We start from the raw sequence: 12,532 nt of genomic DNA, 5'->3' as shown, positions 1-12,532 counted from the left end.
GGGCTCGGGCTCATCAATCGGGGAAGCGGATACGCAGTTGCGCGCTGGTGGGCACCGCCTGGCAGGCCAGGATCCAGCCTTCGGCCAGGTCGCCCGCGTCCAGTGCATCGTTGTGCAGCAACTCGACCTCGCCGCTTTCGAGGGTGCACATGCACGAGGCGCAGCCACCGACGCGGCAGGCACTGGGTGGGTTGAGGCCGGCACGCTCCATGGCGGCCAGCACGGTCTCGCCACTGTCGCAGGCCAGCTGGTGATCCTCGCCATCGAGGCGCACCGCCAACTGCGCGGCCACGGCCGCCTCACTGCTGCTCACCAGCGCCAGTTCGCCCTCACCGGGCAGGGAGACGAAGCGCTCGACATGCACCCGCCGGTCCGGCATGCCCAGGCCCTTGAGCGCACTGACTGCCGCATCCATGAACGGGCCCGGGCCACAAATGAATGCCTGGGCATCGATGAACGGCCGCGCCAGCTCCGCCAGTTGCCCGATGCCCGGGATGCCCTGCACCGAATCGAGCCAGTGGATGATTTGCAGTCGTTGCGGATGAGCGCTGGCCAAGGCCTTGAGCTCATCCTTGAAAATCACCGAGGACTCATCGCGGTTGGCATAGATCAGCAGGACCCGGCCGGTTCCGGCGAGCAACGCCGAACGCAGGATCGACAGCACGGGGGTCACGCCGCTGCCGCCGCCGAACAACAGCAAGTCGCCGTCAAGGCTGCGCGGCACGAACACCCCGGCCGGTGGCAGCACCTCCAGGGTCTGGCCGGCCTGCAACTCGCCGCACAGCCAGTTCGAGGCGCGGCCCTCGTGCACGCGCTTGACCGTTACCCGCAGCGGCTCATCCAACAACGGCGTGCTGGACAAGGAATAACAACGGGGCAACCAGCCGCCCTCGAAGGGCACGCGCAAGGTCAGGAACTGGCCCGGTTGATAGCGAAAACGTTCGCCCAGATGCTCCGGCACGTCGAAGACCAGGGAACGCGCATCGGCGGTTTCCTCGATCACGCGTGCCACGCGCAGGGCAAGATAATTGTTCATAGGTCAGCTACTCATGACCACCTGGCCGTTGATCACGGACAGGTGTAAACCCAGGGGTGTCGAATCGCTCGCCATGGCCTCAGACGTAAGGGTCCGGGTTGGGCAGGCCGAGCAGCACCGCGCCGTAACTGCGCCCATAGGCCATGTAGTTGTTGGCGATGTGCCCGCGGGCCTGGTGCAGGTCGCGAAACAGCCGCGCCACCGGGTTGGTGTTGTACAGGCCCGAGGCGGCCATGCTGCGCAGCAGGTCGTTGGCCCGTTCGGCGCAGATGTTGGTCACATAGGCCGACTGGTAGCGATACAGCAGGCGGGTCTCGGTGTCCGGGTAATCGCCGGCACGGGCCAGGCTCATCAGGTGTTCGTAGTTGCGCTCGAGCACCAGGCGCAGGCTGTCGACGGTGATCATCGCTTCGGCCACGGCGGTTTGCGCCACCGGATCTTCAGCGGTACGGGCGCCGTGCTTGCCGATGTGCCTGGCGGCGTTGTCGCGGAACTCGTTGATCGCGCCCTGCAGGGCGCCGAGGGCCGAGGTCGAGACGGCACGGGAGAACACCTGGGCGAACGGGATCGCGTAGATCGGGTTGCTGTTGACCAGGCGCCCCGGCGTCGCTTCGAGGGTGCAGTTGTTGGTGCGTTGCACGCGATGGGCCGGGACGAATACATCTTCGACCACGATGTCATGACTGCCGGTGCCGCGCAGGCCCATTACGTCCCAGTTGTGTTCGATCTGATAGTCGCTGCGCGGCAGCAGGAAGGTGCCGTGCTCGGCGGGCATGTCGCCATCGGGCGGCAGGATGCCCCCCAGGAACACCCATTGGCAGTGCTCGCTGCCGCTGGAGAAACCCCAGCGCCCGCTGATGCGGTAACCGCCCTCGACCACCGTGACCCTGGCCGCCGGCATGTAGGTCGAGCAGATCAGTGCGCTGTGGTCATCGGCCCAGACTTCGCGCTGCGCTTCGATCGGGTAACGCGCCAGTTGCCAGGGGTGAACCCCCATCACGCCGTAGATCCAGGCCGTGGACATGCAACCCTCGGCGAGGATGGTCTGGATTTCGAAAAAGGTTCGCGGGTCCACTTCATAACCACCGAACGCCCTTGGCTGCAAGGCCCGCAGCAATCCGGCGGACTGCAACTCGAGGACGCTCTCCACCGGCACCTTCAAATCCTTGTCGGCCTGCGCCGTGCGCGCCTTGAGTGCCGGCACCAGGCTGCGTGCACGTTCAAGCAGATCACGTTCGTCCTGGGTCTTTTCTCGCATGCTGTGCATCACTCAATTCTCCCGATCTCACTGCGCCACTGCGCGAGTTGAGACGGATCATCGGATCGAGCGGGCAATCCTTCATCGTCAAAGCGGACTAGGGGTGGGGGGGGTTAGGTTTATCGGGTACATATCCGTTTCTTCGGTAACGGCCACCTATGGTTCCGCTTTTACAGCGGGTCACTTTTGAAAGAGCCGGAATGCCGGCCCAGCCAAAAGTAACCAAAAGGCTCTTGCCCCACCACTCGGTGCCTCGCCTGGGCTCGGCATGCCCTCACTCCGGCATTGCTCCGTGGGTCGCCGCGATGGGCCATCCATGGCCCAGCGCGGCTAAACCGGCGTCCTGCCGGTTTACCCACTACACAATGCCTGCGTTCGGCCATCGTGGTTTAACGGGGCGCCACGATCAAAAACAAAACGAGGCGGCCTGACAGCCGACCTGTTCCTGGTGAACACGTTCTCCTGTAGGAGAGATGCTTGCTTCTACAATTGGATCGCGGACAGACCTGCAATCAAGTCGGCTGTCAGGCCGCCTCGCTTTTGCTTTGGCTTTTGATTTTCTTGCCCCATCGAGAGGCCGAGTGGAGGTTCTGCGCAGTGGGCAACCCGGCATGGATGCCGGGTTAGCCGCGCTGGGCCAAGGATGGCCCATCGCGGCGGGCCCACGGAGCAGGACCGGAGCGAGGGCATGCCGAGCCACAGCGAGGCACCGAACGCCAGGGGCAAGAGCCCTTGGTTACTTGGGGCTTTTCCAAGTGACTCGCCGTAAGGGCGAAACCATAGGCGGCCGTTACCGCAGAAATGGATATGTACACCCCCCCCCCCGCTAGTCCGTTGAGACGATGCCCAACCCGATCACCGCAGCGATAGTAAACCCATCCAAAGTCGACCCCACGGAGCAAGGGCCCATGAGTATTTTGCAGCGTTTCCAGATGCACGGCAGCGTCGCCATCGTCACCGGCAGCGGCCGGGGTATCGGTCGGGCGATTGCCCTGGCGTATGCCGAAGCCGGCGCCGATGTGGTGTGCTCGGCGCGTTCGCTGGACGAGGTAGAGGCCGTGGCCGAGGAGGTTCGCGCCCTCGGCCGACGCGCCCTGGCCGTCGCCTGTGACGTCAACGATGCCGGGCAACGCCAGGCACTGGTGCGCCAGAGCGTCGAGCACATGGGCCGCCTCACCCATCTGGTGAACAACGTTGGCGGCGGCGGGCCCAACGATCCGCTGGCCATGACCCCTGAGCAGTTCGCCCAAGTGCTGAATTTCAACGTGACCACCAGCTACGACTTCTGCCAGTTGTGCGTGCCGCTGATGCGCGAGGCCGGTGGTGGCAACATCATCAATATCAGCTCGGTGGCCGCGCGTTATGCCCAGCGTCATTTCAGCGCCTACGGCACGGCCAAGGCGGCCCTCAGCCACTTGACCCGCTTGCTGGCCCAGGATTTCGCGCCGCAGATCCGGGTCAACGCCGTCGCCCCCGGCCCGACCCTGACCGAAGCGCTGAACGGCGTGATGCCCGCCGCCATGCGCGAGGCCATGCAAGCCAATACCCCGCTCAAATGCCTGGGCACCCCGCAAGACATCGCCGCCGCCGCCCTCTACCTGGCCAGCCCCGCTTCGGCCTGGGTGACCGGCAAGATCATCGATGTCGATGGCGGCGCCGACTCGTCGGTCTGGCCCGGCTGACCCACTCCTTTGGGCTCGCCCCTGATGATGTCGGGGCGGGCCTTTTTTTTCTCCCACCCCACTGGAGCCCTCGCCATGGACGCCCATTTGATCAACGCGCTCGGTGACGAGCTGTTCAACGCCCTGCGTAGCCGGCAGACGCTGGCCCCCCTGACCCGCCGTTATCCGCAGATCACCCTGGAGCAGGCCTACCGGATTTCCCTGCACTTCCTGCAACGCCGCGAAGCCCTCGGCGAGCAAGTGATTGGCAAGAAAATCGGGGTGACCAGCCGCGCCGTGCAGGAAATGCTCGATGTTCATCAACCGGACTTCGGCTTCCTCACCAATGCCATGCAGGTCGAGGATGGCTGCGATGTCAGCCTGGCCCGCTACAACCTGATCCAGCCGCGGGCCGAAGGCGAAATCGCCTTCATCCTCGGCGAAGACCTGCAAGGCCCGGGCATCAGCGCCGAAGACGTGCTGGCCGCCAGCCAATGGGTCGTGCCGTGCTTCGAGATCGTCGACTCGCGGATTGACGATTGGCAGATCCGCATCCAGGACACCGTGGCCGACAACGCCTCCTGCGGCGTGTTCGCCCTCGGCACCCAGCGCATCGACCCACGCTCGCTGGACCTGGCTGCCGTGCACATGCACATGAGCAAGAACGGCCAACCGGCTGGCTCGGGCCTGGGCTCGGCGGTGCAGGGCCATCCCTGCGCGGCAGTGGCCTGGTTGGCCAATACCCTGGGCGAGCTGGGCATCCCGTTCCGCCGCGGCGAAATCATTCTGTCCGGTGCCCTCGCGCCGCTGGTGCCCGTGGCCGCCGGCGACCATATCAGCCTGTCCATGACCGGACTGGGCGAAACCAGCCTGCGTTTTGTCCCGTGATCGCCCTTCCCTTTCCAGGAGCCAGAAAAACATGAGCAAGAAGATCAAATGCGCGCTGATCGGGCCGGGCAATATCGGCACCGACCTGCTGTACAAACTGATGCGCAGCGAGGTGCTGGAGCCGGTGTGGATGGTCGGCATCGACGCCACCTCCGAAGGCCTTGCGCGAGCGCGTGAGCTGGGCTTGAAGACCACCGCCGACGGCGTCGATGGCCTGCTGCCCCATGTCCTAGAAGACCAGATCCAGATCGCCTTCGACGCCACCTCGGCCTACGTGCACGCGCAGAACTCGCGCAAGCTCAATGCCCTGGGCGTGTTGATGATCGACCTCACGCCGGCGGCCATCGGACCGTACTGCGTGCCACCGGTCAACCTCAAGGCGCAACTGGGCCTGGGCGTGATGAACGTGAACATGGTCACCTGCGGCGGCCAGGCCACCATTCCTCTGGTGGCCGCGGTGTCCAGCGTGCAGCCGGTGGAGTACGCCGAAATCATCGCCACCGCCGCGTCCAAGTCGGTCGGCCCCGGCACCCGCAAGAACATCGACGAATTCACCCGCACCACCTCAAGCGCCGTGGAGAAAGTCGGCGGCGCGAAGAAGGGCAAGGCGATCATCATCATCAACCCCGCCGAGCCGCCGCTGATCATGCGCGACACCGTGCATTGCCTGACCGAGAGCGAACCCGACCAGCCGGCGATCACCGCCGCCATCGAAGCCATGATCGAGCAGGTGCAGCGCTACGTGCCCGGCTACAAGCTGGTCAACGGTCCGGTGTTCGACGGCAACCGAGTGTCGATTTTCATGGAAGTCGAAGGCCTGGGCGACTACCTGCCCAAGTACGCCGGCAACCTCGACATCATGACCGCCGCCGCAGCGCGCACCGCCGAAATGTTCGCCGAGGAAATCCTCAAGGGCGAGCTGGTGCTGCAAGCCACCGCCCAACCCGCCCACGCATAAGGAGCCGACCATGGATCTTCGCGGCAAAAGCATCACCGTTCACGACATGTGCCTGCGCGACGGCATGCACCCCAAGCGTCACCAGATCAGCCTGCAACAGATGAAAGACATCGCCTGCGGCCTCGACGCGGCCGGCGTGCCGCTGATCGAAGTCACCCACGGCGACGGTTTGGGCGGCAGCTCGGTGAACTACGGTTTCCCGGCCCACACCGACGAGGAGTACCTGTCGGCGGTAATCCCGCTGATGAAAAAGGCCAAGGTTTCGGCCCTGCTGCTGCCGGGCATCGGCACTGTCGATCATCTGAAGATGGCCCATGAGCTGGGGGTCAACACCATTCGCGTGGCCACCCATTGCACCGAGGCCGACGTCAGCGAGCAGCACATTTCCCACGCCCGCAACCTGGGCATGGACACCGTCGGCTTCCTGATGATGGCCCACATGAACAGCCCCGAAGGCCTGGTCAAGCAAGGCTTGCTGATGGAGAGCTACGGCGCCAACTGCATCTACCTGACCGACTCGGCGGGCTACCTGCTGCCCCACGACGTCAGCGCCCGCGTGACGGCGATGCGCGCGGCCCTCAAGCCGGAAACCGAGATCGGCTTCCATGGCCACCACAATCTGTCGATGGGCGTGTCCAACTCCATCGCCGCGATTGCCGCCGGGGCCAACCGCATCGACGCCGCCTGCGCGGGCCTCGGTGCCGGCGCCGGCAACACACCGATGGAAGTGCTGGTGGCGGTGTGTGACCGCATGGGCATCGACACCGGCGTCAGCGTGTTTGGCATCCAGGACGTGGCAGAGGACCTGGTGGTGCCGATCATGGACTTCCCGATCCGCAGCGACCGCGATGCCCTGACCATGGGCTACGCCGGGGTCTACGGTTCGTTCCTGCTGTTCGCCAAGCGCGCCGAGAAGAAATACGGCGTGTCGGCCAGGGAGATCCTCGTTGAAATGGGTCGCCGCGGCATGGTCGGCGGCCAGGAAGACATGATCGAAGACACCGCGATGACCCTGGCCCGGCAACGGCAGCAGGCTTAACGCCGCACAGCCCTTGTGGGAGCGAGCCTGCTCGCGAAAGCGATAAACCCGTCAACATCGTTGGCGACTGGTCTACCGCTATCGCGAGCAGGCTCGCTCCCACAGGGGGGGATGGAAAGGGTTTAACGCCAATCGGCGACGATGCCGTGCTCCAGCGCAAACGGCTGTGCCGCAATGGTCCGCCGTTGAAACGCCGGTGCCTGTTCCGCAGTGGCCAGCCACAACATCACCGCCGCCGGTACATGGGGCGGCGCACTGCCCGCACGCAGGGCGATCAGGCCTTTGTCGCCGATGGTTGCCTTGAGCGCCTCGGTGGTGACCACGCCAGGATTGAGGGTATAGGCGCGCACGCCAGCCTCGCCCAGTTCCGTGCTCAGCACCCCGGACAACCGCGACACCGCCGCCTTGCCCGCGCCGTAGGCATAACCCCATCCGCCCTTGCCCGCCGCCACCGGTGGGTCGCTTTCGCCGGCGCCGGACGTGACGTTGATCACCACCCCGCCACCGCGCGTCACCATGTGTTCAGCCACTGCCCGGGTCAACAGGAACGGCGTGAGGATGTAGCCCTGGAACATCCGTTCCAGGGTCTGGGCCTGCAGGTCCATGAATCCGGCATTGAGATCACTGCCCTGGTAGATCGCGTTGTTGATCAGCACGTCGATGCGCCCGTACTCGGCCAGTACCGCCTGACAGGCGTGCAGCGCCGAATCGCTGTCGAGCAGGTCCATCGGTACCACGAGCACTCGGCAACCAAGCTCGCGCAGGGCCTGCGCCGTGCCGTTGAGGCTGCCGGCCAGTGGTGCCCCGGCGGCGTCGCGCAGGGCATGTTCATGGTGTTCGCCCTCATTGAGGGTACGGGCGCTGATCGCCAGGTCGAAACCGGCGCGGGCGAACGCCAGCGCCGCCTCGCGACCGATACCACGGCTGGCGCCGGTGATGAATGCCACCTTGTTCATGCAAGTTCCTTTTTAGAAGCGCGGGGCGCGGACCATGGCGTCCATGCCGCCGTCGACGAACACGACGCTGCCATGGACAAACGATGCCTGCGGCGATTGCAGGAAGGCTACCACTGCGGCGATCTCGTCAGGGTGACCAGCGCGGCCCAGGGGCGCGACGAAATCGCGGGTCGCCTGGCCAAAACGGGCATCGTCCAGTGAGGCCTGGTGCAATGGGGTTGCTACCGCACCCGGCGCCACCACGTTCAAACGCAGGCCCTGCTTGCCCCAGCTCACCGCCAGGCTGCGCACATGCTGGCTGATGGCATATTTGGAGGCGGCATAAGCGACGTGAGGCTGGCCGAGGGTGTCGGCCAATGCCAGCGCCTGGGCCTCATCGCCGGCGATCATCGCTTCGATCTGCGGCTGGCCGTCGGGGCCCGAATGGGTCGCCGCGACAGAACCGATCACCAAAGCCGCCGGTTGTTGGCCCTTGATCAACGCCCCTTGCAGGCCGTCGAGCAACTGGCTGACGCCGAAGTAATTGACCGCCAGGATCAGGCCGCAGTTTGGCGCCGTGACACCGACCCCGGCGCAGCAGACCAGCCCGTCGAGGACCCCGCCACTGAGTTCAAGCACTTGCCCGATGGCAGTGTCACGCCCTGCGGCAGTGGAGAGGTCGGCGATGACTTCGGCGTTGCTGCGATCGATCCCGATGATCTGGTGGCCGGCGGCGCGCAGGGCGGCGGATACGGCGGCGCCGATTCCCGAGGCACTGCCGGTGATGGCTGTAATTGGCATGGTGGTTCTCCGTGATGGGTCCGCCCAGTATCGACAGGGCGATCACGGGACGGCATCGTCCGTGCGGACTAAAAACAAGTGGCGTCAACAACCACGCCGCAGGGCAGGATGGCCCGGCGGCGGGTTTGCAGGATCAGGCCTGGCGATAGATCGGCACGGCCAGTTGCAGGGGCGGCACCTTGATTTTCTCGGTCATTTTCAACGCCAGTTGCGGCTTGCCCAAGGCCACCACGCTGTTGAGCATGATGCGCACCAGTTCGGTCTGGCGTCGCACGCCGGTCTTGGAGAAGATCGAGCGCAAGTGCGCCCGCGCCGTATTACGGCGGATATTCAGGACCTCGGCGGCTTCCTCCAGGGACAAGCCGTTGGCCAGTTCCATGGCCAGGGCGGTTTCGGCCTTGGTCAGGTTGAACAGCTGCTTGGTCACCACTTCGCTGGCCAGGGACTTGCTCGAGGCATCGCGGATGTACACCAGCGCCGCCGGCTGGCCCTTCTCCTCGGCCCAGTCCAGGGACGGGATCGATTCGACTACCACACCAAGGTTGACCAACCCCGAAGGCCGCGTTACTGACATGGCCTCGGCGCTTTTCGGCGCGTCCGGGCAGAACGCGCCGCGAATCAGGCGCTGCAGTTCACGGTTGTCGCTGGGATAGGTGGCTTCCAGGCGCCCACCCACCAGCTTCAGGCCATCGGAGCGGGCCAGGATTTCCTGGGCCACCGGGTTGATCTGCAACACGCTGCCGCTCTCGTCGAGCACCAGGGTCGCCACCGATAGCCGGCTGATGGCCTGGGAGTACAACTCGCTCAGCGATTCGCTGCGGTCCAGCAGGTTATGCAACTGCGAGGCACGCCGCAGGTGTGGCAGGAAACTGGCGCACACCGCCCGGTCATGCGCCGAGAAGTTGGGAGCCCGTTTGGGGCGGGTGATGCGAAAGCGCAGCTTGCCCCCGTCCGGGGTGGAAATGTCGGCCAACATCAGGTGGTACACGTCATGGGGCTCGCAAAACGTCTTGAAGTAGCCGTTCTGCTCCCACTGCGTGGAACTCATGATGTCGTCCACGGTGAATACATGGTCCAGCGGCTGATTGGAGAAAGGCGAATTGGTCTGCGGGTAGGTCATGTAGCAGACATCACCGGCACCTTCGATGTCGCCGACGATGATCATCACACCGACATCGGGTTGATCCGGCACCCGCAGGATCAGGGTGACGAAGTTGGCATCGTAGAGCTTGAGAAAACTCCTGAGGGCCGTGGCCATCAGTTTCGGATCGAGGGCGCCTTCGTAGATTTCGCCCACCAACTGGTTGTAGCGCGTGAGGTCGAGGCCAAGACTGGCCAGGGCTTCATGGGTCAAGTCAGCGTTCTGCATAGTCTTATCTCGCTCGGGTAAGGACTGCGCCCTTCCCTTGTTATTTTTATAATTTCGGCCGGGGGAACCCAGGGTTCCCCCCTCTCGACTGCTACTTGCCTGCCAGTTTTCACCAGCGCCTGCGGACTCCACAAGAGGTCCGGCAGGTTTATTTCTCGTTCGCGGTATCACGCGCTGCCGGGCTGTTTTTCAGGCGGAACTGCCCTTGTGCCGGCGCAGGCTGACGCACCCTTTCGGTCACCAGTGGGCGCCCGCGATTGAACCAGGCGGCCAACGCCGGCAGGAGAAAAATCGCCCCCAACACGTTGACCAGGAACATGAACGACAGCAGCACGCCCATGTCGGCCTGGAACTTCAGCGGGGCGAAGGCCCAGGTGCAGACGCCGATCGACATGGTCACGGCCGTGAACACCGCGGCAGTGCCGCGTTGACACATGGCCTCGTAGAACGCCTCACGCAGGTTGGCGCCGCGCAGCATTTCGTGCTGGATCCGTTCGTACAGGTAAATGCCGTAGTCGACGCCCACGCCCACTCCCAGCGCCATCACCGGCAGGGTTGCGACTTTCAGGCCGATCCCGAGCAAGGTCATCAGGGCGTTGCACAGGATCGCGACAATCGCCAGCGGCACCAGAATGCACAGCACCGCGCGAATCGACAAGAAGGTCAGCCAGCAAAACAATGCCACCGATCCGAATAGCGCCCCGAGCATGATCACTTCAGCGCGCTTGACCGCCTCGTTGGAGGCCGCCATCACCCCGACGTTGCCGCCGGCCAGGAGGAATTCGACTTGCGGCGAGCTGACCTCGGCAATGATCCGCCTGGCTTCGGCGATCGCATGGCTGACGGTGCTGCCTTCGTGATCGGCCAGGAACACCAGGATCTGCATCTGCTGGCAGCCATCGGTGACCAGCCCGTCATCGGGCATATAGGCCCGCGCACCCTGGCTCAGGCCCCGGGGCGAACCCGGAATCGCCGCCCAGCGCGGGTTGCCTTCGTTGTTGCCGGCGATCACCCGCTTGCCCATGTCCGCCACGCTCTGGATCGACTGCACGCCGGTGACCGTGCGCATGCGGAAATCGAACGCTTCCACCGCACGCATCACCGCAGGCGACAGGCAACCTTCTTCGACGCCATTGACCTGGACGAACACCGACATCACATCGAGCCCTATGGAGTAGCTGCTGATGATCCTGGCGTTGTCCTGGTTATAACGCGAATCGGCCCGTAGCTCCGGCGCACCCGCGCCGATATCGCCCACCGCCAGGTCGCGGGCCTTGTAGGCCCCGGCCGCCAGCAGCAGCAGACTGACCACAAACACCCCAAGGGCAGGTCCCGGCTCGGCCAGCGCCGACAGGCGCCACCACAGGCGATGCCTGCCCGCCGGCCGCGATTGCGCCCGACGCAACAGCGCAGGCTCCAGGCGCAGATAGGAAATGATCACCGGCAGCATCAGTTTGTTGGTGATGATCATCAGCATCACGCCGATGCAGGCCGTCACCCCCAGTTCGTGGACGATGGGAATGTCGATCAGCATGATCACCGCGAACCCCAGGGCGTTCATCAGCAAGGCCAGGGAACCGGGGATGAAGATCTTGCAGAACGCCGAACGCGCCGCGTCCTTCGATGTACTGCCAGCCAGCACGTCCTGCTTCCAGGCGTTGGTCATCTGCACCGCATGGGACACGCCGATGGAGAAGATCAGGAACGGCACCAGGATCGACATCGGATCGATGCCCAACCCCAACAGGGGCAACAGCCCCAGCAGCCAGACTACCGGCAGCAACGCCACCAGCAGCGCCACCACCGTCAGGCGCAGGGAGCGCGAATACAGCCACAGCAGCAACCCGGTAATGACGAAGGCCACCACAAAGAAGCCGATCACCGTGTTCAATCCTTCGACCACATCCCCCACCAGCTTGGCGAAACCGACGATGTTGATCTCGATATCCGGGCTGTTGTATTTGGCGCGGATGTCTTCCAGGCGCTTGGCGATCTCGACATAGGACACCGGCTGGCCGGTCTTGGGGTCGATGTCCTGCAGGTCGGCGCGGACCATGGCCGACTTCAGGTCATTGGCCACCAGGCGGCCGACCTGCCCGGAGGCGGCTGTGTTGCTGCGCACCTGCGCCAGGTCCTCGGCGGTACCGCTGAAGCGCGGTGGCACCACCACGTCGCCGAAGAAACCTTCCTCGGTGATTTCGATGTAGCGCACATTGGCGGTGAACAGCGACGTCACGCTGGGGCGGCTGACCCCGGAGATGAAAAACACATCGTCGGTGACCTTGCGCAGGGTCTCCAGGTACTCGGCGTTGTAGATGTCTCCTTCGCCTTTCCAGCGCACGCTGACCAGGAAACGATTGGCGCCGGTGAAGTAGCGGCTGAACTTGAGAAAATTGATCATGTAGTCATGGCGCACCGGGATCTGTTTGTTGAAACCCGGATCCAGTTGCGTGTGGGTGGCGCTGTAGCCCAGGCCCAGCGTCACCAGAACGAATAGCGCCAGCAGTCCCTTGCGCCAGGCCATCAGATGATCCGCACAGGTTTCGACGCAGTGCGTCACCCAATGTTTACCTTGTTTCATTGCCCG

The 12,532-nt window shown here is 64.4% G+C and carries 10 protein-coding genes; 4 read left to right on the top strand and 6 right to left on the bottom strand.

The window, feature by feature from the left end; all coding sequences use genetic code 11:
• Positions 1-13: 13 nt before the first annotated feature.
• Both NQL71_RS04175 and NQL71_RS04170 read right to left on the bottom strand, forming a co-directional pair.
• A complete protein-coding gene (locus NQL71_RS04175) occupies positions 14-1,036 on the bottom strand; it encodes a ferredoxin--NADP reductase (RefSeq protein WP_248686437.1) in 1,023 nt (340 codons plus the stop codon).
• 79 nt (positions 1,037-1,115) lie between these two features.
• Positions 1,116-2,303 carry an acyl-CoA dehydrogenase family protein gene (locus NQL71_RS04170; RefSeq protein ID WP_046817071.1) on the bottom strand — a complete coding sequence of 396 codons (1,188 nt, stop codon included), beginning with the start codon at positions 2,301-2,303 and terminating at the stop codon, positions 1,116-1,118.
• Between the two features lie 899 nt (positions 2,304-3,202).
• Here NQL71_RS04170 and NQL71_RS04165 point away from each other — a divergent pair.
• The 4 genes from NQL71_RS04165 (at position 3,203) to dmpG (ending at position 6,840) form a co-directional block, all read left to right on the top strand.
• Positions 3,203-3,976: a glucose 1-dehydrogenase gene (locus NQL71_RS04165; RefSeq protein WP_046817070.1), complete on the top strand. Its 774-nt coding sequence runs from the start codon at positions 3,203-3,205 to the stop codon at positions 3,974-3,976.
• Between the two features lie 75 nt (positions 3,977-4,051).
• The gene (locus NQL71_RS04160; protein WP_274642307.1) at positions 4,052-4,843 is read left to right on the top strand and encodes a fumarylacetoacetate hydrolase family protein; all 792 of its coding nucleotides are present in this window, start codon (positions 4,052-4,054) and stop codon (positions 4,841-4,843) included.
• 31 nt (positions 4,844-4,874) lie between these two features.
• Complete coding sequence (locus NQL71_RS04155) at positions 4,875-5,801, top strand: acetaldehyde dehydrogenase (acetylating) (RefSeq protein ID WP_077185967.1); 927 nt, start codon at positions 4,875-4,877, stop codon at positions 5,799-5,801.
• 10 nt (positions 5,802-5,811) lie between these two features.
• Positions 5,812-6,840 carry a 4-hydroxy-2-oxovalerate aldolase gene (gene dmpG / locus NQL71_RS04150; RefSeq protein WP_046817067.1) on the top strand — a complete coding sequence of 343 codons (1,029 nt, stop codon included), beginning with the start codon at positions 5,812-5,814 and terminating at the stop codon, positions 6,838-6,840.
• A gap of 122 nt (positions 6,841-6,962) precedes the next feature.
• Here the strand turns inward: dmpG and NQL71_RS04145 are convergent, their stop codons facing one another.
• The 4 genes from NQL71_RS04145 to NQL71_RS04130 form a co-directional block, all read right to left on the bottom strand.
• Entirely contained in the window at positions 6,963-7,796 is an 834-nt protein-coding gene (locus NQL71_RS04145) for an SDR family NAD(P)-dependent oxidoreductase (protein WP_046817066.1), read from the bottom strand.
• A 12-nt stretch (positions 7,797-7,808) separates the two neighbouring features.
• Entirely contained in the window at positions 7,809-8,576 is a 768-nt protein-coding gene (locus tag NQL71_RS04140; protein ID WP_274642306.1) for an SDR family oxidoreductase, read from the bottom strand.
• 133 nt (positions 8,577-8,709) lie between these two features.
• Positions 8,710-9,945, bottom strand: a complete 1,236-nt coding sequence (locus tag NQL71_RS04135; RefSeq protein WP_046817064.1) for a helix-turn-helix transcriptional regulator — start codon at positions 9,943-9,945, stop codon at positions 8,710-8,712.
• A gap of 148 nt (positions 9,946-10,093) precedes the next feature.
• Complete coding sequence (locus NQL71_RS04130; protein WP_046817063.1) at positions 10,094-12,526, bottom strand: efflux RND transporter permease subunit; 2,433 nt, start codon at positions 12,524-12,526, stop codon at positions 10,094-10,096.
• Between the last annotated feature and the right edge of the window lie 6 nt (positions 12,527-12,532).

It is taken from the genome of Pseudomonas serbica, assembly GCF_028823535.1.
GTDB classification, from domain to species: domain Bacteria; phylum Pseudomonadota; class Gammaproteobacteria; order Pseudomonadales; family Pseudomonadaceae; genus Aquipseudomonas; species Aquipseudomonas serbica.
This window is presented reverse-complemented; position numbering and strand designations above follow the sequence as displayed.